The sequence below is a fragment of the Mycolicibacterium sp. XJ870 genome (assembly GCF_053483975.1).
On record NZ_JBEFTI010000012.1, the window covers coordinates 130,507 to 154,528 of the forward strand.

A 24,022-nucleotide genomic window follows, 5' to 3' on the forward strand; every position below is an offset into this window, starting at 1 on the left:
ACTCACCGCGAGAATTGGGCGATAACTCACTATCCTTAAGGATGGACTCCAAACTTTCACGGTCCGCGAAGTGATACAGAACCACCGACTGACCAAACACGCCGACCCCAATCAAAACGTAATCAAATTCCCCGTGTGCATATCTCGGACCTCAACCCATTGGTCCCGGTCAATCGGAGTCCACGAGACCCATTCCCATATATCCTTGCCGTCGCCCTTGAGCTTCGCGCGAACCCAGTCAGGATCAGCGCCATGCCTTAACGCGTAGTCGCCCCATAGCTGAACTTTCACCTGAGGTACGCGGACAGTGAACCGGTACCGGCGATTGTGCCGAAGAATGGCTTGCCAATTGCCGTCTGTCGTTAACCACAACACGTTAGGCACATACGGATGCGTATGACCACAACCTAAGTGTTTCGATAAACCGGCACGCCGCCAATAAGGACTGTCCGGCCTACACGCTCGCCGAGCTTCCCATTCACACTGATGTATGTCGGCATTTGAGTTCGGCAACAACGCACCTGACTCAATGATTGCTACCAACGTGTCTAAATCATTATCCACATAGTGGTAGAAAGTAGCAAAATTGAACACTAAATCTCTCCATAAAACCGCAGGTCAATTTGTAAGTCCGCAGGTCGCAGCGGTGAGCTAAGCGGTAAATAAATACGCTCTGTGTTGGCCGTACGAGGGGAGGAACGCGCGGCTTAGGGGTCACCCCCCACCCTTAGCGTTTCCGCAGGTCAGTGGGGGATATCCACAGTGCGGACACCCTTAACGCTTAGTTCGCTTAGTCACATGCTTAGCGCTGCTTAGCCGCTGGTCAGCGGCTTGTGCTGTTAACTACGGCCTGAGTGCTGGTCAGCGTGTTGGTTCATTTGGAGTCGCTTGGCTGGCCCTCGTTGGGTTCCTCCGGGGCGGTGGCGATCAGCACGTCATGCTTAATGCGTTCCTGCATCAGTTCGACCAGCGCGTAGCGGGTATTCGGACTGTCCTTTGCGGCGGTGATCAGGTCTTCGCTGATCCGGTAGGCGATGCCTAGTTCACGCTGCGGTTCGGTTCCGAACTTGGCTTCGGTCTGTTCTGTCATTTGGTTTCCCCCTTTTAGTTGATTGATTGGTAGTAGCGCTGCCGTCGAGTTGTGCGTGCCGTGATGGCATCGAGCACCTGTTGCCGTTCGGTGTCGGTCACCCGGTCGCCGCGTGACCCGTTACAGCTACGGCACCAAACCCTAAGGTTGAGTTCGGTATAGGTGAGGTCTGGCCGCTCCGTTGGCGGGATTATGTGATCAACAGTGAGATCTGTTGTTCTACTGCATCTTTCACAGAACGGGCTTAGCCGCCTTAGCCTCTGGCTTAGCTTGCGCCAGCGCCAGTCGGTCGCGGTGCGTCCTTTGCGGCCTGGTGTTGCTGGTCGCTTAGGTCGGCAGTCGGTGCAGCGGCTTCCGCTCGGTATCAGCCGCGAGCACCCTAGGCACGGTCGTTGCATTACCAGTCACGCGGGGGACGACCAGCCGCAGCGTCAGCGTGTCCGACAAGCAGCTTGCCGACCACTAGCGCGTCAGGCATAGCCAGCGCCGTAGTGGTGCGGGTGCCGTCAGCCTCAACGGTGATGAGCGCAACGTGCGTAGCGGTAGCAATATCGCCGCCCTGGCCGTTGGTGGCGAACTCAAAGTAAGCAGGTTCGATAGTGCGGTCAGTGTCCATGTTTAGTTGTGTCCTGTTCTATTAGGTCTATCAATTCATTGCAGATAGCGGGAATGTTGCCGGGATCAATTCGTATCGTATGTGTCCGTCCACTCACGGATACTTGGTTGATGAATACCCGGCCATCTGCGTTTCTGGTGATTGTGCAGGTGAGGTTGTGGGTGGCTGAGACGCGGCGCTGACGCTTCACCGGCCACGCATACGGTTCATTGCCTTAGCTGGTGTCACTGCTTGTGGGTAGCGCATGAGCTTAGGGCTTAGTTCCGCCCGGAGCTGCGCCGCCTCGTCGTCGCTCAGGAAGAAAGCGGTACGGCTTCCGTAATCACTTTCGAGTGTGACCAGTGAACCGTCGCTTAGGCGTGTCACGTTGATATTCATTTAATTCCCCCGTAGAGGCCGCTAGGTGGCCGTAGAAATGACGAACGCCCGACACCTAGGGGATTTACCGTAGGTCGGGCGTTGCGTTCGTTAGGTTTGATTCTGGCGCGCATTAGATCATGCGGTAACGCTTGCGTGGCTTCTGTGCCTCAATGAGCGCGTCGGTGGCTTCCCGCAATTCCTGCCATTCCTCCGGAGAAAGCAACACCCGCTGCTGACCCTGTTGGATCACGACTCCGGCACCTGTGCCGCGCGGATTCACGCTGATATGGGCTTTCCCTCGACTGCTATTGATCTTCATGCAACCCGACCTCCGGTGTCCTGTCCCCAAATGACTAGCTTGCCGTCTACGTAGACTTTTTCGCCTGGAATGGGTGCCCACGGATCGGCCTCCATGCGTGCGTTACTTACGTGACGTTCTATTGGTTTCGTTTCTTGGTTTAGTTCTTGGTTTAGTTGGTTTGCATCAGTGCAACCCCCTGTTGCATCAGTGCAACCCCTGGGTTGCGTAGGTGCAACCCCTTGGTCTGTGCGGGTTGCATCAGTGCAACCCCTTGGAATAGTCAGCACATAAACCGCCGCGACACCCGAACTGTTGCCCTTCGATTTCTCGCGTAGCCATCCCTTAGCGCAGAGCTTATCGAGGGTCCGTGAAACGGTGCTCTTATCAATGTTGAGCTCAGCGGCCAGCCGCTTAATGCTCGGGTATGCCTCAGCGGTGTTCCAGTCTGCATAATTCCAGACGGCTACCAACACGCCTATTTCATTCGGCTTAAGGCCGGAGCGGCTCTCACCTTGGCTGTGGTTCGTCGCTAACCTCAGGTACTCGAACCTGTCGATAACCTCCATTGCGGTTGTCCTTCACTGTCGGGCATATGCGTGCCCTTACGCTCCCGCATATCGCGGGCCATCACTTAAAGCGTGCTTAGCCCTAAGCGCTTTACTCGCCGCGCCACTTAGGCGACGTAGCCGGACTAACACCCAGCGGACGCGTAGCCCACCTAGCCTCACGCATCAACCATTCATAAAACCCGGATGGTTCCCCGTCTTCACCCGGCGATTCATTCCACGCGAGATTTTCCACCGCATTGTTCACAACGTTGCCGTCCTGGTGGACAACCAGCCGATGCATGTACGCGACAATTTCAAACCACGACAAATTAGGGTCTGGCAGCCACGCTGACGCAACCAATAGGTGAACCGGCATAAGGACATGCCCAGGCCCGGCAGGATCGGTTACAGGCGCATACAGACCGTATTGTGGGTTATATCGGAGATTGACCGGACCGAATTCCGGGCGAATGATGCCCTCGCGGTGCGCGTCGATAGTTGGCGTGATTCCCGGAACGGGCTGCCATTCTTTACCCTCTACTTCTAAGTATACATTATCGCTTTCCTGCGGAAATGCACTCATTACGCATTGCCCCCGCGCAATGTAGCCGCCTCCCGGTCGGTCATCCATTGCTTAAGTTCAGGCACCCGGTAAACGACGCGACCATTCCGCTTGAATGATGGCGGGCCGGTGCCCTTACTCCGCATGTTAAGCAGCGTCTTTACGGTTAGCCCGGTCGCTAGTGACGCGCCAGTATTGTCCACGATTTGAGTCATAACCCCCCGTTCTTTTGAGTTCCTACTTTCAGTTTAGGAATCACCGAAGTTCCCTACGGTTCCCGAACTTGCAGAAACGGGCGGTTAGTTGCTTACGCGGCGATCATTGGCCGCTCCCCATGATGTGCGTTATCCCCAGAATCGGGCACCGCGAACAGGACCGTAAGCGCGTCCAATTGTTCCGGCGTCAAAGGTGGCGCGTCGGCCACTGCTTGCTCAACGAGCTGTGAAAACCTGTACTGCGATGCCATCCACTGGTACCCCCGCGACACTTCCCCAGGCCGCCCGAAGGGTGAGCGGATTCCTCGGCGCGGACCGGCTGCCGCTGCCTGCCGCGTTGACGCCGACACTACCGACAGACGTTCGCTTACCAGTGACCGCGACCCCGGCGTGTCTTATGCGTCTGGCAAGCATGTGCATGGACTTGTACAAGTGGGCCTACAAGCTGGGTCCACTGGTGGATTCCGGTCTCGTGATCGACGCCCTCGAACTCGCGGCCGACGCGCGGGCGGTGGATATGCGCGCGAGCCCGTACGACCTGAGAAGCTATGGTTTCGGACCGATCCACATCGAAACGCCGGCCGGGCGTGCCACCTACGTCCGGGCCCAACAGCAGATCGCCGAGCGGGCGGCGCCGTTACGGGCCACTCTGGCAAACAGATGTGAGCTGTTGCTCATCGCGGCGGACGGCCGAAACGCCGACGTTACCGATGGGTAAGCTGGATAAACGGCAGACGCCACGCGGCGTCTGGAGCCGAGGGAGGAAAGACGCCCATGACTGATCGCGTGACGGTCGGAAGCCTGCGCGTGGCACAGGTGCTGCACGACTTCATCACCAACGAGGCGCTGCCAGGTACCGGCCTCGACCCGGATAGCTTCTGGTCGGGCGTAGACAAAGTGGTCGCCGACCTCACCCCGAAAAACCAGGACCTGCTGGCCCGTCGGGACGAACTGCAGGCCCAGATCGACAAGTGGCATCGCGCCCACGTCCTCGAACCGATCGACCTGCCGGCCTACAAGCAGTTCCTCGGCGAGATCGGCTACCTGTTGCCCGAGCCCGACGATTTCACGATCACCACAGCCAACGTCGACGACGAGATCACCACCACCGCCGGCCCGCAGCTGGTGGTGCCGATCCTCAACGCCCGCTTCGCACTCAACGCCGCCAACGCGCGGTGGGGCTCGCTGTACGACGCGCTCTACGGCACCGATGTCATCAGTGAGGACGACGGCGCCGAGAAGGGCACCGGCTACAACCGGATCCGCGGCGACAAGGTGATCGCCTACGCCCGGGCCTTCCTCGACGAGGTGGTCCCGCTGGCGGACGATTCGTGGAGTGACGTCACGGGACTCAAGATCGACGAAGGCCAACTGCTGGTCACCTTCGGTGACGACAAGTCGGCTAGTTTGGCCGCACCCGAGCAGTTCGTCGGCTACACCGGCGAGCTCGGCAAGCCCCAATGGTCCGTGTTGCTGGTCAACCACGGCCTGCACATCGAGATCCTGATCGACCCCGACTCCCCCGTCGGCGCCACCGACAAGGCCGGCATCAAGGACGTGGTGCTGGAGTCCGCGATCACCACGATCATGGATTTCGAGGATTCGGTGGCCGCGGTCGACGCCGACGACAAGGTGCTCGGCTACCGCAACTGGCTGGGCCTGAACAAGGGCGATCTGGCCGAAGAGGTCAGCAAAGGCGACAAGACGTTCACCCGCGTCCTCAACGAGGACCGCACGTTCACGACCCCGGACGGCGAGGGTGAGCTCACGCTGCCCGGCCGCAGCCTGCTGTTCGTCCGCAATGTCGGGCACCTGATGACCAACGACGCGATCCTCGACTCCGAGGGCAACGAGATTCCCGAGGGCATCCAGGACGCGTTGTTCACCGGCCTGATCGCCATGCACGGTCTCAAGACCGGCGAGGAGAACGGCCCGCTGGTCAACAGCCGGACCGGTTCGGTCTACATCGTGAAGCCCAAGATGCACGGGCCCGACGAAGTGGCCTTCACCTGCGAGCTGTTCAGCCGTGTCGAGGATGTGCTCGGCCTGCCCGAAGCCACCCTCAAGGTCGGCATCATGGACGAGGAACGCCGCACCACGGTCAATCTCAAGGCCTGCATCAAGGCGGCCGCTGACCGCGTGGTGTTCATCAACACCGGCTTCCTGGACCGCACCGGCGATGAGATCCACACATCGATGGAAGCCGGCCCGATGGTCCGCAAGGGCGGCATGAAGACCCAACCGTGGATCAAGGCGTACGAGGACAACAACGTCGACGTCGGCCTCGCCACCGGGCTGTCGGGCAAGGCGCAGATCGGCAAGGGCATGTGGGCGATGACCGAACTCATGGCCGACATGGTCGAGCAGAAGATCGGCCAGCCGAAGGCCGGCGCCACCACAGCGTGGGTGCCGTCGCCGACCGCGGCCACCCTGCACGCGATGCACTACCACCAGGTGGACGTCGAGGCCGTGCAGAAGGAACTGGCCGGCAAGACACGCAGCACCATCGAAGAACTGCTGACGATCCCGCTCGCCGACTCCTCGCTCACGTGGTCTCCGGAGGAGATCCACGAAGAGGTCGATAACAACTGTCAGTCGATCCTGGGCTACGTGGTGCGCTGGATCGACGCGGGTGTCGGCTGCTCGAAGGTGCCCGACATCCACAATGTCGCGTTGATGGAGGACCGCGCCACGCTGCGCATCTCCAGCCAACTGCTCGCCAACTGGCTACGCCACGGTGTGATCACCGCCGAGGACGTCACGACCAGCCTTCGCCGGATGGCAGCGGTGGTCGACGAGCAGAACGCGAAAGATCCCGACTACCTTCCGATGGCGCCAAACCCGGATGCCAGTATCGCGTTCGCGGCTGCGCAGGAGCTGATCCTGTCCGGCACGCAACAGCCCAACGGATACACCGAGCCGATCCTGCACCGCCGCCGGCGCGAGTTCAAAGCCAGCACCGCTGGCCGGTGATTAGAATTCGGCGGGTCCGGATGAGCGACGAGTCAAGGGGTTAGGAATGGGCAGGCACAGCATTCCCGACCCCGAAGACTCCGCCGACGAGCCCGAATACGGGCACGTTGGCGAATCCGGGTACGAGCCGGAGCAGGAGCAGGCTGAGCACGAGGGCTACGAGCAGCCGGGCTACGGACGTTCAGATCGACGGTCGGACTACACCGACGACTTCGACGAACGGCCGGGGTACCAACGGGAACAGGGCTACCCACGCGCACCCGGGTATCAGGGAGATCCCGGCTACCCGGCCGAACGGGGCTACCCGGCCGATCGGGGCTACCCGGCCGAGCGGGGCGGCTACCAACCGGAGCCGGGATACCAGCGCGGGCCGGGGCCACAGCCCGATGCCGGGTATCGCTCGCACCGGTACATCGATGACGACGACGGCGGCGGCTACCTCGACGCGAGCGGTGAGTCCGACTACCCGGACTACTCCGACTCGGACTACACCGATGACTACGCCGACGAGTACTCGGGCGAATATTCCGACGATTACGCCGACGAGTATTCCGATGATGACCCCGACCTGCCGACGGCACAGTTCAGCGCCGCGGGCCCGCCGCCACCACCGGCGAGCGGGCCTCGTCGGCAACACGGCGGTGAGTGGGACGGCGGAGAGTGGACCGGCAGCCACCGCGCGGTGGCTTCCGGGCGGCGGGGTGTCAGCGTCGGAGTGATCGTCGCCTTGGTCACCGTTGTGGTGGTGGTAGCCGGGGTGATCATGTGGCAGTTCTTCGGCAACGTGCTCTCTGATCGCAGCGACGCCGCCGCGGCCCGGTGTGTCGACGGCGAACTCGGGGTCGCGGTCATCGCCGACCCGACCATTTCCTCTCATATCGAGGCGCTGGCCAACACGTACAACGAATCAGCGAGTCCGGTCGGCGACCGGTGCGTCAAGGTACGCGTGCAGTCGGCTGAATCCGACCGGGTGGTCAGCGGTTTCGCCAACACCTGGCCCGACGAGCTCGGTGATCGGCCCGCACTTTGGATCCCGTCCAGTGGCATCGGCGCGGCTCGACTCGAAGCCACCGCGGGCGCCGAGACTGTCAGCGACAGCCGTTCGCTGGTCACCTCACCGGTGCTGCTTGCGGTCAGCCCGCAGCTCAAAGATGCGTTGGGGCAGCAGAACTGGTCAAAGCTTCCGGAGCTGCAGAGCAATCCCGCCGGGATGAACGGTCTGAGATTGCCAGGCTGGGGAACGTTGAAGCTGGCCCTGCCCACCCGCAACAACGGCGACTCGGCCTACCTGGCGGCCGAGGCCGTCGCCGCTGCGTCGGCCCCGTCCGGAGCACCCGCGACAGCCGGCATGAGCGGGGTGAACACTCTGCTCGGCGGGCAGCCCAAGCTCGACGACAGCGAGCTCGGCACGGCGCTGGACGCGCTGCTCAATGCCTCCAAACCGGCGGATGCGCCCGTGCATGCGGTGGCCACCACCGAACAGCAGCTCTTTCAGCGCGCCGCAGCGCTCAGCGACGCCAAAGATTCGCTCGCAGGCTGGCTGCCGCAAGGGCCGACGGCTGTCGCGGACTATCCCGCGGTGCTGCTGGCCGGTGACTGGCTGGAACAGGAGCAGGTGACCGCGGCCAGCGAGTTCGCTCGTTATCTGCGCAAGCCCGAACAGCTCAGCGAGTTCGCGAAAGCCGGTTTCCGGGCCGAGGGCGCCAACCCGCCGGCCAGCGACGTCACCGAGTTCGGCCCTGTCGGCACACCGCTGTCGGTGGAGAACTCGATGCGGGTCACCCTGGCGAACGCGACGACAGCTCCGGTGAAGAGCCCCACGGTGACAATCATGCTCGACCAGTCGATGACCACCGAAGAAGGAGGGAAGTCCCGGCTGGCCAATGTGGTGGCCGCGCTCAACAGTCGAATCAAGGCACTACCGGTGACATCCGAAGTCGGACTGTGGACATTCGATGGCACCGAAGGGCGCTCTGAGGTCGCCTTGGGGCCGCTGGCCGAACCCGTCAGCGGACGGGCCCGCTCCGAGCTACTCAACTCGACTCTCGAGGAGCAGTCCGCCTCGGACGGCGGCGCGGTGTCGTTCACCACGCTCCGGTTGGTCTACACCGAGGCGATGGACAACTACAAAGAAGGCAGCGCGAATTCGATCCTGGTGATCACCACCGGACCGCACACCGACAGGAGCCTGGACGGCGCGGGATTGCGGGAGTTCGTTCGCGACGAATTCGATGCGGCGCGTCCGGTCGCGGTCAATGTGATCGATTTCGGCGGCGATTCCGACCGCGCCACGTGGGAAGCCGTCGCGCAGGCCAGCGGCGGAAGCTACCAGAACGTGTCGAGCTCAGCGTCCCCCGAGCTGACCACAGCGATCACCACCCTGCTGAGCTGAGCCGGCCGCCGGGAGTCTGACGCGGTGCCGAGCCCGGCCTCCGGTGATCAGGTCTGGGGTGAGTAACCCGGTTTGGCAAGCAAGTCCCGAATACCGGCATCGATGAATGCCGTGTCGACGGCGTTCACTCCGCCGCCCGCGAAGTGGCCCCAGATGCCGGGAATGACCCGCACTTCACCGTGTGCGATGAACTGCGTTGCCCAGTGCTCGTCCTCGGGCGGGAAGTAGAGGTCTTTCTCAGCCGGCATTGCCAGTAGCGGACACCGGATCGCGGCCAGCGCCTTCTTCACGTCGCCGTCGAATCCCGGTGTGTTGCCGACATTTCCGCTGTGCCATGTACGGAGCATGGCGATCAGGTTGTTTGGGTCGCGCCCGTCGCGAAAGAAGTTCTCCCAGAATCCGTAGAGGAAGTCGTCGAACGAGGTGAAGCCGAGCTCACGCCACGCCTCCTCCCAGTAGAACGCCTGTGAGTAGCCCCATCCTGCGTAGACCCGGGCAAATGCCCGTAATCCCTTGATGGGAAGCGCATTCGGTGTGTAGTCACCGTCGGCCCACGCAGCATCGGCGGTGAGGGCGGCGATCAACGACTCGAGGAACACCTTGTTGTGTGGCGCGGTGATACTCGACCCGCAGAACGGCGCCGCGCGTTGCACCATCTCAGGGTGACTCACGGCCCACTGATAGGTCTGGCCGGCACCCATCGACCACCCCGTCACCAGTGCGATGGTGGAAATGCCGAACTTCTCGGTGACGAGTTTGTGCTGGGCCTGTACCTGGTCATAGAACGTCACGGCGGGAAAGCGCGCCCGGTCGTAGGGCGGCGGGGTATTCGATGGCGACGAGGAGAGTCCGTTGCCGATCATGTTGGGGACGATGATGAACCACTCGTCGGGATTGAGTGCTTTGTCGGTGCCGATCAGCCATTCGTTGTCTGTGTGCCAGCCCGAGTACCACGTGGGGTAAACAATGACGTTGGATTTGGCGGCGTTCAGCGTCCCGTATGTCTTGTAGGCCAGTGTCGCGCCTCGCAGCGTGAAACCGCTTTGGAGTGTGAAGTCACCGAGGTCGAAGTGCTCGGCATCGCTGGGTGCAGGCATGAGGGTTCCTTATCTGTTCTTGGTGGCAGGCTAATACGTTTGAGAGTCATGCGCTGATTCACCGACGGAACACAGAGTGTTGCAACGGAATTCGGCGCATCGATGACGCCGTACAGGCGACCCTCGAGTGGGCGCGTCCAGCAGAACTTCGAGAAGTGCCTGATCGCCCGACTACGCGAACGCCTCCACCGGCGGGCAGGAGCACACCAGATTGCGGTCGCCGTAGGCCCCGTCGATGCGCCGCACCGGCGGCCACACCTTTGGCCGGAACCCCTTGCCCAGCGGGTATGCCGCCTGCTCGCGGGTGTACGGGTGATCCCAGTCCGACACGAGTAGGCATTCCGCTGTGTGCGGCGCGCCCCGCAGCGGATTGTCCTCCACCGGCCACTCCCCTGAGCCGACCCGGTCGATCTCGGCGCGAATGGCGATCATCGCCTCGCAGAACGCGTCGACCTCGGCCAGGCTCTCGCTCTCGGTCGGCTCGACCATGAGCGTCCCGGCCACCGGGAAGCTCATGGTCGGGGCGTGAAAACCATAGTCCGCCAGCCGTTTTGCCACGTCGTCGACAGTGACACCGGTGGCCTTGGTGATGGCCCGCAGATCCAGGATGCACTCGTGGGCAACCATGCCGTTCTCACCGGTGTAGAGCACGGGGTAGTACTCATCGAGACGCCGTGCGACATAGTTGGCCGATGCGATCGCGGTGAGCGTTGCCGCGCGCAGTCCGTCGGCGCCCATCATCCGGATGTAGGCCCAGGTGATCGGCAGGATGGACGCCGACCCGTACGGTGCGGACGAAACCGTGTGGTCGTCCGGCAACTCGTCGGCAAGCGGATGGCCGGGCAGGTAGGGCGCCAGATGTGAACGCACCGCAACCGGCCCGACACCGGGCCCGCCGCCGCCGTGCGGGATGCAGAACGTCTTGTGCAGGTTCAGATGGCTGACGTCGCCACCGAATCGGCCCGGCCGCGCCAGGCCCACGAGCGCGTTGAGGTTGGCCCCGTCGACGTAAACCTGACCGCCGACGTCGTGTACCGCCGCACAGATGTCTGCGACGTCGTGCTCGTACACCCCGTGAGTGGACGGATAGGTGATCATCAGTGCCGCAATGCGATCCGCATGGTCGGCGATCTTGGTCCGCAGGTCGTCGAGATCGACGTCGCCGTTCTCGCGGCAGGCCACCACCACGACGCGCATGCCGGCCAGCGCCGCCGAGGCCGCATTGGTGCCGTGCGCGCTGGACGGGATCAGGCAGATGTCGCGGCCGCTGTCACCGCCTCTGCCGTCTTGGCCTTCGCGTGCGCGGGCATCGTGGTAGGCCTTGATCGCCAGCAGCCCGGCGTACTCCCCCTGCGAGCCGGCGTTCGGCTGCAGCGACACCTCGTCGTAGCCGGTGATCCCCGTCAACCAGGCCTGCAGGTCGGCGATGAGCTTGCGCAGCCCGGGAGTGTCCGACGCCGGCGCGAAAGGGTGTTGGCGGGCGAACTCGGGCCACGTGATGGGCTCCATCTCGGCTGCCGCGTTGAGCTTCATGGTGCACGAGCCCAGTGGAATCATGCTGCGGTCCAAGGCGATGTCTTTGTCCGCCAACGACCGCAGATACCGCATCATCTCAGTCTCGGTGCGGTACTTGGTGAATGCGGGATGGGTGAGGAAGTCCGAAGATCTCGCGACGATTCCGGCACAGCGCGGCTCGGCAGGTGCGAACCCGAACGCCTCGATCACCGCGGCGACGTGCGCGTCGGTGGTGGCCTCGTCGCACGACACCGATACGTGGTCGTCGTCGACGCGCCAGAGGTTGATCCCCGCAGCCTTCGCTGCCGCGATGATCTCGTCGGCACGCCCGGGCACGCGCGCCAGCACGGTGTCGAAGTACTTGTCGTGCACCAACGCATCGCCCAGCGCCGCTGCGATCGTCTCGGCGTGGCCGTGCACGCGGCGAGCGATGCCAGTCAGGCCGTCGGCCCCGTGATAGCTGGCGTACATCGCGGCCATCACCGCCAACAGCACCTGCGCTGTGCAGATGTTGCTGGTCGCCTTGTCCCGGCGGATGTGCTGCTCGCGGGTCTGCAGCGCCAGTCTGTACGCCACTGACCCGTCTCCGTCCACGGAGACGCCGACCAGCCTGCCCGGCAACTGCCGGGCATGCTTGGCGTGCACGGCCAGGTAGCCGGCGTGTGGTCCACCGAATCCCATTGGCACACCGAATCTTTGGCTGGTACCGAAGGCGACGTCGGCGCCGAATTCACCGGGTGGGGTGATCAGCGTCAGCGCCAGCAGATCTGCGCCCACCGCGACCAGCGCACCGCGCTCATGGGCTTCGGTGACCAGCTGCGCCCAGTCCGTCACACATCCGCTGGCACCGGGCAACTGGACGATCACCCCGAAGAACGCTCCATCGGGCAGTCCCTGGCGCAGATCGGCGGTGACGATCTCGATGCCGAGGGGTTGCGCGCGGGTGGCGAGCACGGCTGCCGTCTGGGCATAAACGTCGGCGTCCACGGCCAGTCGGTTCGACGATCCCTTGGCGGCGCGGTGCAGCAACGTCATGGCCTCGGCCGCGGCGGTGCCCTCGTCGAGCATCGAGGCATTGGCCACCTCGAGTCCGGTCAGGTCGCACACCATGGTCTGAAAATTGAGCAGGGCCTCCAGCCGGCCCTGGCTGATCTCCGGCTGGTACGGGGTGTAGGCGGTGTACCAGGCCGGGTTCTCAAGAATGTTGCGCCGCAACACCGGCGGTGTGAGCGTGTCGAAGTAGCCCTGGCCGATCATCGAGACCGCGACGGTGTTGGAGTCGGCCAGCGCCCGCAGCTCGGCCAGCGCCTGTTCCTCGGTGGCCGCGGGGGGCAGCTGCGCCAGCCCCGGTGCCCGCCCGTCGTCATCAGGCGCATCGAGAATGCCGGCAGGCAGGGCCTTGACGGCCAGCTCCTCGAGGGAAGGCACGCCGATCACTTCCAGCATGGTGGCGACGGCCGAAGCGTCCGGACCGATGTGGCGGTCAGCGAAAACTGGCTGGGTGTGATCGGACACTGGCGATATCTCCCGACGAATAGGGCAGAACCGGCTGGCCCTCTCCCTCTGTCGTCGACCCGGTCCGGGCGCCTGAGAGATTCGGCCCGCAATGCGGGCCTTTCCCCATGGGCGGGCGCCCACCAGGGCACCACTTTCCAGAGGCATCGGGGCCTTGCGCGGTCCTGGGTGCCTGAGAGGTTGACGGAGAGGTGTTGCTCCTTCGGCGTCCGTGACTGGCGATCACGAAACTCTCCCGCACAAGGGCGATGCGCCGCTGATTCTACCGGCCGGTCACCAACACCGGCGAACAGCTATCCGTGGAGGATGAAACTGTGTCGATGTGCGGTTTCATACGCGGCTCGCCGATGCGCGCGGATTAAGCCGCACACTCGGGGCCGGTGAACTGGACTAGTGGGAGAAGACGTCAGCCGATCTTGCGGTCGCGACTTTTGCGACGCGACGCCAGTTCATCCTCGGGCGTCGCAATCGATTCACCCCCGTCGGCACGCTCGCCCGGGAAGTCGGCGATGGCACCGGTCAGCTCGCGCATGGCACCCGATACCGCGATACCGAACACGCCCTGACCGCCCTGCAGCAGGTCGACAACCTCTTCGGCGGACGTGCACTCATAGACGGTGGTTCCGTCGGAGAACAAGGTGATGTTGGCCAGGTTCTGCACGCCGCGCTGCCGCAAATGGTCGACGGCGACGCGGATGTTGTGCAGTGATATGCCGGTGTCCAGCAATCTCTTGACGATCTTGAGAACCAGGATGTCCTTGAACGAGTACAGCCGCTGGCTGCCCGAACCGGCCGCACCCCTGATGGAGGGCACCACCAGCGACGTGCGGGCCCAGTAGTCGAGCTGCCGGTACGTGATGCCTGCGATCTGGCAGGCGCTCGGGCCGCGGTAGCCGACCAGTTCGTCGGGTACGGAGTCGTCGGGGAACAGCCCCGCCTGAACGGGTTCGCTGGCTGGCCTGAGAGGAACATCCGCCCCGCTTCCGGAGGTCAGATCCAGCTCTTCCTGCCGTGGCGTGTCACCCACTGTGAATCCTCTCGCCGATCGAACCCGCTAGCCTCTGCACCACCCGTGACCTGCACTGCAGTGTGCTTGCTGCGAGCCCGAATGTGTCGAGCATACGCTTCTCGCCGAGCCCTGACTGCTCGTCGCCCTCAAAGTATGGCTGCCCAATTCGGACTTCGATGACACCCGCGCCGCGTGTCGACACCGATCCGGCCAGTTGAGACGCATCCGTGACAAACCCGGCGCGGGCGGTGCTCATGTGGCTTTGAAATCGTCCGGCGACACGCTGTCCAGGAACTCTTTGAACTTCTCGACCTCGTCCTCGGGCACTCCGCCCTCGCCGCCATCGGAATCGTTCTCGTCAGGAATCAGCAGCCCGGCCTCGGCCAGCACGGCTTCCTCCACGTAGATGGGCACGCCGACCCTCAGGGCGATGGCCACCGAGTCCGACGGCCGAGCCGAGACCTTGATGTCACGATCGAAGATCAGGTCGGCGTAGAAGGTGCCTTCCTGCAGGTCGACGATGCGGACCTCTTTGAGCGAATGCCCAAGAGCAGCAATGAGATCTCGGATCAGGTCATGGGTCAGCGGCCGCGCAGGCTCGACGCCCTGCTGTTCCAGCGCGATCGCGGCGGCCTCGGACTGCCCGATCCAGATCGGTAGGTAACGGTCACCGTTGGACTCGCGCAGTAGCAGCACAGGCTGGTTCTGCGGCTGCTCCACGCGAATGCCGACCACCCGAACCTCAGCCATCTGTGCCTACCCTCCGCACCGCTGTGCTGTTTCGTCCGTGATTCATCCGAAGCGGACCTGACATTGACGATCTAGCCGTCAAAACGAGTCTAATCCTCAGCGATCCAGAACGTCGCGTACGGCCGACTTGATCAGTGACGTGTGCAGCGTGATCGCCAGCGCCGCAACCTCACGGGCCAAATCGTCGGCCCGGTCCCTGGCGCCGGCTTTGTCCGCCTTGACCACAGGACCGGCGATCTGTGCGATCAGATCCGACTGCCTGTCGGCAGCCGACCGGAATGCCCGCAGATGCCTGGGCTCCACACCGTAATCGGCGAGCGCCCTGGCGCACTGCGCGATCACCACCGAATGCTCGTCGAAGAAGCCTGCCTGGCCCGTGGTGATGACACCGTTCTTGACCAGCGCACCCAGCAACTCCTCGTCGATTCCCGAGCGTGCCAACAGGTCCTCGCGGGACAACCGCACCTGCGTCGGCGCCACCCCGGAGACAACCGCCGCACCGTCACGATTCCCCGGCTCGTCGCCCGTCTGACCGCCCACCGGCACCAAACGCGGTACCCCGTAAGCAGATCCGGCCTGCGGCAGCTCACCGTCGGGCTGGGCGTCCAACTGCGCCTTGATCACCTTCAGCGGCAAGTACTGATCGCGCTGAGCGGTGAGGATGAACCGCAGGCGGGCACAGTCGTAAGCGGTGAACCGCCGGTATCCCGACGCGGTCCGTTCCGGCGTGACCAACCCCTCGGCTTCCAGGAACCGGATCTTGGAGATGGTGACATCCGGGAAGTCGCCCCGGAGCAGGTCAAGAACCGCGCCGATCGACATCCCGGCCAGTGCAGGTCTGTCGGGGGCAGTCATGAGCTAGCTGGTCGAGCCGCTGTCGTCGTCAGAGCGCGGACCGGTGAGAAACACCAGCCGGAACTTGCCTATCTGCACCTCGTCGCCGTTGGCCAGCACGGCCGAGTCGACCGGTTCCCGATTGACGTAAGTGCCGTTGAGGCTGCCCACGTCGACCACCTGGAACTCACCGCCTTCCAACCGGAACTCGGCGTGGCGGCGACTGACCGTGACGTCGTCGAGGAAGATATCGCTGTCCGGGTGCCGCCCCGCCGACGTGGTCGGCTGGTCGAGCAGGAAACGCGAACCCGCATTCGGGCCGCGCTTGACGACAAGCAAAGCCGAACCCGAAGGCAGACCCTCGACGCCGGAAACGGCGCCTTCGGCTCCGGCCGCGGCGGGCGCATCCAGTTCGTTGAGGAAGTCCGCGCGGAAGACCGACGTGGTCTCCACCGTTACATCTTCCGACGTCTGGTCAGCCCCCAAATTGCTGTCTTTGTCCGTCACCCGCTGCTCCTCACTGGCTGCTGTGGCGTTGCCCGGCGGGGCCTCAGCCGTCGTCGGTCTCACGTCGACCGTACCGCGCAACTGGCATCATTGTGACCACCACCGCCGGATCCGATGGGGTAGAAATCTGCGCGCCCGGCACGGTCGAACCGGTCATCGAACCGGCCCCGAAACCCTAACAACTCCTCACTCGGTCACTGCCGCGCGGTAGCCGTCCGCGTCGAGCAAACCGGAGAGGGCACCGTCTGAGGTGTCGCCCACCAGGCGCAGATCGACGAGCCAGCCCTCACCGTAGGGGTCGGAATTGACCAGCTGCGGGCTGCCTTCCAGATCACCATTGACCGCAACGACTTTCGCGGAGACCGGGGCGTAGAGGTCCGACACCGACTTGGTGGACTCCACCTCTCCGAACGCATCGCCTGCGGCCAGCTCGGCACCGACATCGGGCAACTGCACGAACACCACATCGCCCAGAGCCGACTGGGCGTAGTCGGTGATCCCGACGCGGACCGTGTCGTCACCGGTGCGCAACACCCACTCGTGTTCGGAGGTGTAGTACAGGTCGGCGGGAATCTCGCTCACGGTGCTCCTTGCTGGTCCGGGTCTGTGGTCAGATCCATCGGTGTCACTTGACGGGCTGAGCGTATTGGCGCGGTTTCGGTTGCCGCAAGGCCGTCACGTCGACGCGCTCGGCCTGTTCTACCACCATCGTGCCGCCAACCCGCTTGACGCTGTCCATCGCCCCGCCGGGAATGTTCATCGCGGCGGCAAGCGTGGGTGGATCACCAATGGCGAGAACCGAATACGGTGGCCGCACCGGCACGTTGTCGACCACCAACTCTCCGGGGGCACCGATCACCCAGGTGTCGACGCCTACCCGCACCGCGGTTTGCTGATCGCCGCCGCGGATCTCCATGGCTTCGGCGCCTGCCGCCCGCAGCTCGTTGATCACATCGAGCATGGTCTCGGCCGCCACACCCGGGCCGGTGTCCTCGATCCGCAGCGTCACTCCCGGCCCGGTCGCAGCGACAGTGCCGATCTGGATCGACAACGCCGCCAACCTGTCCTGCGCGTTCTCGATCGCGGCCTGATCGCTGCTGCCCGAGGCCTGCAGCTGCTGCAGGGTCCGTTGCAGATCGGCGATCTCCGAGTTGAGCGAGGCCTCGCGCTGCTGCAGCGAATCCAGCAGAACCAGCAGATCGGCAGGACGCGCGGTCTCCAGCGAATCACCGGACTCGTTCTGCCGCACCTGCGTCACGATCGCCGCCCCCAGCAACACACACAGCAAGACTCCGAGCGCACCGAAGATCAATTGCGAGCGCCCGCGCCGGACGATGCGCAGATTTCTGAACCGCCGGGGTGAAACATCGTCGGGCATCTCGTGACGGCCATGGTGTTCCGCGGGCCCGGCAGGCTCGGCAGGCTGGGTGGGGTCGGTTCCGGTCATCTCAGGCGCCGAACAGCCTGCGCCGCAATGCGGCGGCGTTGCCGAAGATCCGGATACCGAGCACCACGATGATCGCGGTCGACAACTGCGTGCCGACACCGAGCTGGTCCCCCACGTACACGATCAGCGCGGCCACCAGGACGTTGAACACGAACGACACCACGAACACCTTGGAATCGAAAATTCGTTCCAGATAGGCTCGCAGACCGCCGAACACCGCGTCCAGGGCTGCCACCACAGCGATCGGCAAGTAGGGTTCCACGAACTCCGGCACGCTCGGGTGAAACACCAGCCCCAGCACGATTCCGACGACAAGTGCGGCGATCCCGATCATCTAGCCCGCCAATCCTGTGCTACCCACTGCTATCCAATCTGCTTGGCGAAGTTGACATCTCGTACTCCCACCGCCGGCACGCCGAGGCCGTCCCCAGCGCTCACGCTCACCCCCACCCCATAGGAGGTCTCCAACAACCGCAGGCGTTGCAGGCCGGAACTGCGGTCGAATGCGTCGGCCATACCTTTCGGCGGACCGATGGCCACGATGGCATACGGACTGGTGATGGGTTGATTGTCGACCAGAATCCCACCGCCTGCCTGCCGAATGGTGACTCCTGGGCCGACGCGCACACCGCCCACCGCGACGGCCTCGGCACCGCTGCCCCACAGCGAATTGACCACCAACTGCAGGTCTCTGTCGAGGATGATCTGCTGACTGCCGGCCACCCGCTGTTTGGACACATCGCTGAGGTCTCTGGAGCCGCCGGGTTCGGTGACCATCACGGTCAGTCCCGGACCGATCATCGGGACCGCGGCCGCGGCGATGTTCGCCGTGTCCAGGCCGCTGAGCAACTGCTGACCGTCCTCATCCATACCGAGCCTGCTGCGCCGCTCGGCGTCCACCTGATCGCCCAGCGCGTTGCGCTGGGCGCTGGCCTGCTCGGCGCCGGCTTCCGCGGTGCGCACCCGCGCCGCCAGTGCGTGCTGTGCTTCCCTGGCGGCCGGGGCTGCGGTCTGCGCCTGCGCAGCGGCCACCGCAAACACGGCGGCGACCGCCAGCGCCGCCAACACGTCCCAGAGCCACGGCACCCGCCGCCTCGGCGCGGCGCCGGACTCGCGGGCGGCAGCGGCGGCCGCGTACCCCGGATCCAGATGCTCGGACAACAGCGACCGCAACAGCGACGGCACCGGGATTCGCTTGGGCGCGTCGGCCTCATGGACGTTGAGCCCGGCTTCGGTGTCGTAGCCGCCCAGCATGCTCATAGCTGTCTCTCTTCGCGCAAGCGGCTCATCGGCGGAGGACAGGCATTCGCCGCACCACCAACACCACCTGGATCAGATACAGCACAGCCGACCACAGGTACAGCGCCAGACCCCAGATCAGAAACGCCCACCCACAAGCCAGAATCACCCGGCTCCACAACGCATCCCACTGTCCGAGCAGGATCAGCGGCAACCCCGACATCAGTGCGAACGTCGCGGCCTTGCCGAGATAGGTGACCGGCAGCGCGGCCAGGCCCCGCCGGCGCAACAGCGGCAGCGTGGCGGCCAGCACCACATCGCGGCCGAGCAAGGTCGCCACGATCCACCAGGGCACCGCGCCGTAGATCGCGAGGGAGATGGGGATCGTCACCATGTAGATCCGGTCCACCAGGGGATCGAGCAGTTCCCCGAGCCGCGAGGACTGGTTGGACACCAGCCGGGCGATCTTGCCATCGGCCCAATCGGAGAACCCGCTGAACATCAGCACCGCCACGGCCCAGGCCTGCGCGTGTGCCACCAACAGCAGGTACAGGAATACCGGCACCAGCACCAGGCGCAGCAGACTGAGCGCATTGGGCACCGTCAGTACCCGATCACGCACGTCCCCCGAAGTGCCCGTCATGGGCTAAACCTATCGGAAAACTCCAGGCAGGCTCAGCGCGGACATGGTGTCGTCGGCGAGCGGATTGTCGTGGACCATGTAGGTCCACGTCGAGGTCGGCCGGGCCAGCTTGGACAGGTCGATGCCCGGCTCGTCGTCCAGCACGTCGGCCGTTTCGAAGGTCTGCTGGGCGGCCTCGATCGCGTCGGCGGCCAGGGATGCGAACGCGTCCACAGCCATCCGGTGGAACTCGTCGAGCGGATTCTGCCTGCCCAGTGCCCGTAGGTGGATGCTCTCCCGAATGTCGGCCAGGTACGCCAGGTGATCGCACCAGCCGCGGTCCAGGTGGTACAGCATGATCAACCGGCAGATCTTCTCCAGCCGGTCGTCGACGTCGTCTCCCTCTGCTCCTCGCGTCCGCAAGTCCTCGGCGAGCTTCTCAAACCGCTCCGGCGACAGCTGCTTGAGCTCGTCACGCGCGGTCGACGTGCGCAGCAGGGTGTCGCGGCGGTCCACGATGATCGCGCGCTGCTGGGCGGTCAGTTGGTTGTACCGCCAGGTGTTGGCGTGCACGTCGAGCAACCGGCCCTCGGCCACCCGCTGTGCGTGGTCGAGCAGGCCCGCCGCCTTGGGCGCGACGATGCGGCCGTTCTCATCGGTCTCCGTCGGCAGCTTGCTGCGCTCCAGATGGGCGGCCACCACCTCGTCCTCCCAGCTGGAGAAGAACACCGACGAACCCGGATCGCCCTGGCGCCCGGCACGCCCGCGCAACTGGTTGTCCAGGCGCTCGGTGTGGTGCCTGCCGGTGCCCACCACGTGCAGGCCGCCGAGTTCAGCAACCGCGTCGTGGTCTGATTCATCGGAGCCGCCCAACCGAATGTCGGTGCCGCGGCCGGCCATCTGCGTGGAGACCGTGACCGAGCCCAGGCTGCCCGCCTCGGCGATCACCGCCGCCTCCTCGGCGTCGTTCTTGGCGTTGAGCACCACCGCGGGAACGCCGGCCTTCACCAGCTTCTCGTGCAGTTCCTCGGATTCGGCCACATCGTGAGTGCCGACGAGCACGGGCTGACCGGTCTCGTGGACCTCGGCGATGTGTTCGACGATCGCGTCGTTCTTGGCCGCCACCGTGATGTACACCCGGTCGGTCTCGTCCTCGCGGATGTTCGGGGTGTTCGGCGGGATCGGCGACACACCGAGGTTGTAGAACTGGCGCAGCTGCTCACCGGCGGCCAGCGCGGTGCCGGTCATCCCGCACACCGTCGGGTAGCGATTGATCAGCGCCTGCACGGTGATGGTGTCGAGCACCTCTCCCGTCTCGGTGGTCGCGATGCCCTCCTTGGCCTCGACGGCGGCCTGCAGACCGTCCGGCCAGCGTTGCAGTGAGGCGATGCGTCCGCGCGACGAGTTGATCAGGTGTACCGCGTTGTCCCGCACGATGTAGTGCACGTCGCGTTGCAGCAGCACGTGCGCGTGCAGCGCGACGTTGACTTCGGTGAGCGTGGTGGCGACGTGTTCCTCGGAGTACAGGTCGATATTTCCCAGGCGAGCTTCGAGTTTGCGGGCGCCGGCGTCGGTGAGGTGCACATTGCGACTGTCGTCATCTTTGTCGTAGTGCGTGCCGGGTGTCAGCTCCCCGACCATCCGGATGATCTCGACGCGGGGCTGTTCGCGGTGGCTGGTGCCGGCCAGCACGAGCGGCACAAGCGCCTCGTCGACGAGTACCGAGTCGGCCTCGTCGATGAGCGCCACATCGGGGTTCGGCGACACCAGGTCCTCGACGTCCGTGACGAGCTGATCGCGCAGGACGTCGAAGCCGATCTCGTTGACCGAGGCGTAGGTGACGTCACACTGATATGCCGCGCGGCGCTGCTCGGCGGTGGAATCGGCGGTGATCCAACCGACGGTCAGCCCGAGTGCCTCGATGACCGGGCCCATCCATTCGGCGTCACGCCGGGCCAGGTAGTCGTTGATGGTGATGACGTGCACGTGACGGCCGCCGATGGCGTATCCCGCCGCCGCGATCGCTCCGGCCAGGGTCTTGCCTTCACCGGTGGCCATCTCGACGACGTCACCGGCAAGCATGCGCAGCGCTGCCAGCAGCTGTACGTCGAATGGACGGAGGCCCGTCGTCCGTTCAGCGGCCTCCCTGGCGACGGCGAGAAACTGGGGGATGTCGGCCGAGGACGCCAGATCCTCGAGCTGCAGCAGTTGAGCGGCTTTGGTCAGCTGCTCGTCATCGAGGTCGGCGGCCTTCTTCTCGAACCCGGCCGCCCCTTTGACCTCCGACAGCGAACGGGCTTGATTCCGCTCGGTGCTGGCACCCAGTAGCTTCCAGAACTTGCTGCTCAAGCGCCCCGGTTTGGCGCTGGACGTCTTCGGCACATGTTCACGGTACGCGGAGCTGCGCAACGCGTTCGACGCGACAGTCTCGGAGGTGCTCGACCGTCCAGCCCCAGGATTGCGGGGTACCTTGCCGGAATGGAAATGTTCACCCCCACGCTCGACTGGGGTACTGAGCTCTGGACATCTCTGGTTTGGATCGCGAAGGGCTGGGCGATCGCCGCCGTCTGCACGATGGTGATCCTCGTGCTGATCGCCCGTTTCACTGTTTGGGGCCGACAGTTCTGGCGGGTCAGCGGTGCCTATTTCACCGGTCCTGAGAGTCTCAAGGTCTGGCTGTGGCTGGGCGCGATCCTGCTGTTGGTGATCGCCGGCGTCCGATTAGAGGTCCTGCTCAGCTATCAGGGCCGCGACATGATGAACAGTTTCCAGACCATCGAAGCGGGCCGGGAGGCGGCTGCGGCCGGCGACGAGTCGGTGAAGCTGTCCGGCAGGGACGGCTTCTATTTCTCGATGCTGATCTTCGCGATCCTGGCCGCGACCTACATCGGCCGGCTCTTGCTGGACATGTACCTGGTGCAGCGGTTCTGCCTGGCGTGGCGGGCGTGGCTGACAGATCGGCTCACCGGCGACTGGCTCGACGGCAAGGCGTACTACCGGGCCCGGTTCATCGACGACAAGATCGACAACCCCGATCAGCGCATTCAGAATGACATCGACATCTTCACCGCGGGCAACGGACCACTGCCCAACCTTCCGTACTACTACTCGAAGAACACTCTGCTGTTCGGCGCGATCGACGCTGTCGCATCGATGATTTCCTTCACTGCGATTCTGTGGAGCCTGTCGGGCCCGATGGCGATCCCGTTCATCGGTTACGAGTTGCCCAGGGCGATGTTCTGGATCGGTATCGCCTTCGTACTGTTCGCGTCCGTCATCGCCTTCTGGATCGGCAGGCCGATCATCTGGTTGTCGTTCAACAACGAGAAGTACAACGCGGCGTTCCGGTACGCGCTGGTGCGGCTGCGTGACGCGTCCGAGGCCGTCGCCTTCTACCGCGGCGAAGTGGCCGAACGCACCGGGCTGCGCAAGCTGTTCAAGCCGGTCGTCGCCAACTACACCCGCTATGTGGGCAGGTCGCTGGGTTTCAACGGCTGGAACTGGTCGATGGGCCAGGCCATCGTGCCGCTGCCCTACCTGCTGCAGTTCCCGCGGTTCTACAACGGCGAGATCATGCTCGGCGCCATGTCACAGTCCGCATCGGCCTTCGGCCAGATAGAGAGCGGGTTGTCGTTCTTCCGCAACGCGTACGACCTCTTCGCCGGCTACCGTGCCGCGATCATCCGGCTGGAGGGCCTGGTGGTCGCCAATGAAGAAGGGCGGGCCCTGCCGGAGGTGACGACGCTGCCGTGCGTCGACGGCACTGTGGAGCTCAACGACATCGAGGTGCGCACACCTGACGGAAAGCAACTCATCAAGCCGCTCGACATGCGCCTGGAGGTCGGCGACACCCTGGTGGTCACCGGCCCGTCGGGCAGCGGCAAGACCACGCTGTTGCGGAGCCTTGCCGAGCTGTGGCCGTTCACCTCGGGCACGCTGACCCGGCCCTGCGGACCCAACGAGACGATGTTCCTGTCGCAGTTGCCCTATGTGCCGCTTGGCGACCTGCGCGCGGTGGTGAGCTATCCCAGCGAAGAGGGCATGATCGACGACGCCACGCTGCGACAGACGCTGGAGAAGGTGGCTCTGCCCCACCTGGTCGACCGTCTCGACGAGGTCCAGGACTGGGCCAAGGTGCTCTCCCCCGGCGAACAACAGCGGATAGCGTTCGCCCGCATCGTGCTCACCAGACCCAACGCGGTGTTCCTCGACGAGTCGACATCGGCCCTCGATGAAGGCCTCGAATTCATGCTCTACCAGCTGGTGCGCACGGAGCTGCCGGAAACCATCCTGGTCAGCGTCAGCCACCGCAGCACCGTCGAGCAGCATCACACGCACGAACTCGAGTTGCTCGGCGACGGTGAGTGGCGGCTCGGGCGGGTGGAAGGCGACGAGGACGAGATCGACCTGATCAAGCAGCCGTAAGGGGC

The 24,022-nt window shown here is 64.3% G+C and carries 19 protein-coding genes, 1 pseudogene and 1 riboswitch; of the genes and pseudogenes, 4 read left to right on the plus strand and 16 right to left on the minus strand.

Annotated elements, in window-relative coordinates:
• Nucleotides 1–874: 874 nt before the first annotated feature.
• From ABQF30_RS28805 to ABQF30_RS28820, 4 genes are all read right to left on the minus strand, one after another.
• Entirely contained in the window at nt 875–1,090 is a 216-nt protein-coding gene (locus ABQF30_RS28805) for a hypothetical protein (RefSeq protein ID WP_448470340.1), read from the minus strand.
• A gap of 14 nt (nt 1,091–1,104) precedes the next feature.
• Nucleotides 1,105–1,488, minus strand: coding sequence for an HNH endonuclease (locus ABQF30_RS28810; protein WP_448470342.1), 384 nt, complete (start codon nt 1,486–1,488; stop codon nt 1,105–1,107).
• 708 nt (nt 1,489–2,196) lie between these two features.
• Complete coding sequence (locus tag ABQF30_RS28815) at nt 2,197–2,385, minus strand: hypothetical protein (protein WP_448470344.1); 189 nt, start codon at nt 2,383–2,385, stop codon at nt 2,197–2,199.
• Entirely contained in the window at nt 2,382–2,933 is a 552-nt protein-coding gene (locus tag ABQF30_RS28820; RefSeq protein WP_448470346.1) for a helix-turn-helix domain-containing protein, read from the minus strand. Before ABQF30_RS28820 ends, ABQF30_RS28815 begins: the two co-directional genes overlap by 4 nt.
• Before the next feature lie 1,144 nt (nt 2,934–4,077).
• On the opposite strand from ABQF30_RS28820, the pseudogene ABQF30_RS28825 reads away from it, so the two are divergent.
• The 3 genes and pseudogenes from ABQF30_RS28825 to ABQF30_RS28835 all read left to right on the plus strand — a co-directional run.
• A pseudogene (locus ABQF30_RS28825) lies at nt 4,078–4,410 on the plus strand (3-methyladenine DNA glycosylase); the annotation flags it as partial.
• A gap of 56 nt (nt 4,411–4,466) precedes the next feature.
• Complete coding sequence (locus ABQF30_RS28830; protein ID WP_448470348.1) at nt 4,467–6,665, plus strand: malate synthase G; 2,199 nt, start codon at nt 4,467–4,469, stop codon at nt 6,663–6,665.
• Nucleotides 6,666–6,711: 46 nt separating this feature from the next.
• Complete coding sequence (locus tag ABQF30_RS28835) at nt 6,712–9,057, plus strand: substrate-binding domain-containing protein (protein ID WP_448470350.1); 2,346 nt, start codon at nt 6,712–6,714, stop codon at nt 9,055–9,057.
• A gap of 47 nt (nt 9,058–9,104) precedes the next feature.
• Here the strand turns inward: ABQF30_RS28835 and ABQF30_RS28840 are convergent, their stop codons facing one another.
• The 12 genes from ABQF30_RS28840 to secA2 all read right to left on the minus strand — a co-directional run bounded on the left by ABQF30_RS28840 (nt 9,105) and on the right by secA2 (nt 21,974).
• Nucleotides 9,105–10,154 (minus strand): alpha/beta fold hydrolase, encoded by a 1,050-nt coding sequence (locus ABQF30_RS28840; protein WP_448470352.1) that lies wholly within the window; start codon nt 10,152–10,154, stop codon nt 9,105–9,107.
• Between the two features lie 171 nt (nt 10,155–10,325).
• Nucleotides 10,326–13,184: an aminomethyl-transferring glycine dehydrogenase gene (gene gcvP / locus ABQF30_RS28845; RefSeq protein ID WP_448470354.1), complete on the minus strand. Its 2,859-nt coding sequence runs from the start codon at nt 13,182–13,184 to the stop codon at nt 10,326–10,328.
• 149 nt (nt 13,185–13,333) lie between these two features.
• Nucleotides 13,334–13,432: riboswitch (glycine riboswitch) on the minus strand.
• A gap of 158 nt (nt 13,433–13,590) precedes the next feature.
• On the minus strand, nt 13,591–14,211 hold the full coding sequence (locus ABQF30_RS28850) for a MerR family transcriptional regulator (RefSeq protein ID WP_448470356.1): 621 nt from the start codon (nt 14,209–14,211) through the stop codon (nt 13,591–13,593).
• A gap of 234 nt (nt 14,212–14,445) precedes the next feature.
• Nucleotides 14,446–14,943 carry a bifunctional nuclease family protein gene (locus tag ABQF30_RS28855; protein WP_448470358.1) on the minus strand — a complete coding sequence of 166 codons (498 nt, stop codon included), beginning with the start codon at nt 14,941–14,943 and terminating at the stop codon, nt 14,446–14,448.
• A gap of 96 nt (nt 14,944–15,039) precedes the next feature.
• Nucleotides 15,040–15,798, minus strand: a complete 759-nt coding sequence (gene ftsR, locus ABQF30_RS28860) for a transcriptional regulator FtsR (RefSeq protein ID WP_448470360.1) — start codon at nt 15,796–15,798, stop codon at nt 15,040–15,042.
• 3 nt (nt 15,799–15,801) lie between these two features.
• Nucleotides 15,802–16,284 carry a glycogen accumulation regulator GarA gene (gene garA / locus ABQF30_RS28865; protein ID WP_448470362.1) on the minus strand — a complete coding sequence of 161 codons (483 nt, stop codon included), beginning with the start codon at nt 16,282–16,284 and terminating at the stop codon, nt 15,802–15,804.
• Nucleotides 16,285–16,470: 186 nt separating this feature from the next.
• Entirely contained in the window at nt 16,471–16,866 is a 396-nt protein-coding gene (gcvH, locus tag ABQF30_RS28870; protein WP_448470364.1) for a glycine cleavage system protein GcvH, read from the minus strand.
• A 43-nt stretch (nt 16,867–16,909) separates the two neighbouring features.
• On the minus strand, nt 16,910–17,731 hold the full coding sequence (locus ABQF30_RS28875) for a DUF881 domain-containing protein (protein WP_448470366.1): 822 nt from the start codon (nt 17,729–17,731) through the stop codon (nt 16,910–16,912).
• A gap of 1 nt (nt 17,732) precedes the next feature.
• Nucleotides 17,733–18,065, minus strand: a complete 333-nt coding sequence (locus ABQF30_RS28880) for a small basic family protein (protein ID WP_036439818.1) — start codon at nt 18,063–18,065, stop codon at nt 17,733–17,735.
• 29 nt (nt 18,066–18,094) lie between these two features.
• Nucleotides 18,095–18,991 (minus strand): DUF881 domain-containing protein, encoded by an 897-nt coding sequence (locus ABQF30_RS28885; RefSeq protein WP_448470369.1) that lies wholly within the window; start codon nt 18,989–18,991, stop codon nt 18,095–18,097.
• Nucleotides 18,992–19,016: 25 nt separating this feature from the next.
• Nucleotides 19,017–19,613 (minus strand): CDP-alcohol phosphatidyltransferase family protein, encoded by a 597-nt coding sequence (locus ABQF30_RS28890; protein WP_448470371.1) that lies wholly within the window; start codon nt 19,611–19,613, stop codon nt 19,017–19,019.
• Between the two features lie 9 nt (nt 19,614–19,622).
• On the minus strand, nt 19,623–21,974 hold the full coding sequence (secA2, locus tag ABQF30_RS28895; RefSeq protein WP_448470373.1) for an accessory Sec system translocase SecA2: 2,352 nt from the start codon (nt 21,972–21,974) through the stop codon (nt 19,623–19,625).
• A 96-nt stretch (nt 21,975–22,070) separates the two neighbouring features.
• On the opposite strand from secA2, the gene ABQF30_RS28900 reads away from it, so the two are divergent.
• The gene (locus ABQF30_RS28900) at nt 22,071–24,017 is read left to right on the plus strand and encodes an ABC transporter ATP-binding protein/permease (RefSeq protein WP_448470375.1); all 1,947 of its coding nucleotides are present in this window, start codon (nt 22,071–22,073) and stop codon (nt 24,015–24,017) included.
• The last annotated feature ends 5 nt before the right edge of the window (nt 24,018–24,022 follow it).

Excerpts from the sequence above, each read along its gene's own strand:
- ABQF30_RS28875 (WP_448470366.1), bottom strand. The coding sequence starts at position 17,731 with ATGACCGGAACCGACCCCACCCAGCCTGCCGAGCCTGCCGGGCCCGCG.
- ABQF30_RS28815 (WP_448470344.1), bottom strand. The coding sequence starts at position 2,385 with ATGAAGATCAATAGCAGTCGAGGGAAAGCCCATATCAGCGTGAATCCG.
- ABQF30_RS28900 (WP_448470375.1), top strand. The coding sequence starts at position 22,071 with ATGGAAATGTTCACCCCCACGCTCGACTGGGGTACTGAGCTCTGGACA.
- ftsR (WP_448470360.1), bottom strand. The coding sequence starts at position 15,798 with ATGACTGCCCCCGACAGACCTGCACTGGCCGGGATGTCGATCGGCGCG.
- ABQF30_RS28830 (WP_448470348.1), top strand. The coding sequence starts at position 4,467 with ATGACTGATCGCGTGACGGTCGGAAGCCTGCGCGTGGCACAGGTGCTG.
- ABQF30_RS28890 (WP_448470371.1), bottom strand. The coding sequence starts at position 19,613 with ATGACGGGCACTTCGGGGGACGTGCGTGATCGGGTACTGACGGTGCCC.
- ABQF30_RS28805 (WP_448470340.1), bottom strand. The coding sequence starts at position 1,090 with ATGACAGAACAGACCGAAGCCAAGTTCGGAACCGAACCGCAGCGTGAA.
- ABQF30_RS28880 (WP_036439818.1), bottom strand. The coding sequence starts at position 18,065 with ATGATCGGGATCGCCGCACTTGTCGTCGGAATCGTGCTGGGGCTGGTG.
- ABQF30_RS28855 (WP_448470358.1), bottom strand. The coding sequence starts at position 14,943 with ATGGCTGAGGTTCGGGTGGTCGGCATTCGCGTGGAGCAGCCGCAGAAC.
- ABQF30_RS28820 (WP_448470346.1), bottom strand. The coding sequence starts at position 2,933 with ATGGAGGTTATCGACAGGTTCGAGTACCTGAGGTTAGCGACGAACCAC.
- ABQF30_RS28840 (WP_448470352.1), bottom strand. The coding sequence starts at position 10,154 with ATGCCTGCACCCAGCGATGCCGAGCACTTCGACCTCGGTGACTTCACA.
- ABQF30_RS28885 (WP_448470369.1), bottom strand. The coding sequence starts at position 18,991 with ATGAGCATGCTGGGCGGCTACGACACCGAAGCCGGGCTCAACGTCCAT.
- ABQF30_RS28810 (WP_448470342.1), bottom strand. The coding sequence starts at position 1,488 with ATGCAACGACCGTGCCTAGGGTGCTCGCGGCTGATACCGAGCGGAAGC.
- ABQF30_RS28835 (WP_448470350.1), top strand. The coding sequence starts at position 6,712 with ATGGGCAGGCACAGCATTCCCGACCCCGAAGACTCCGCCGACGAGCCC.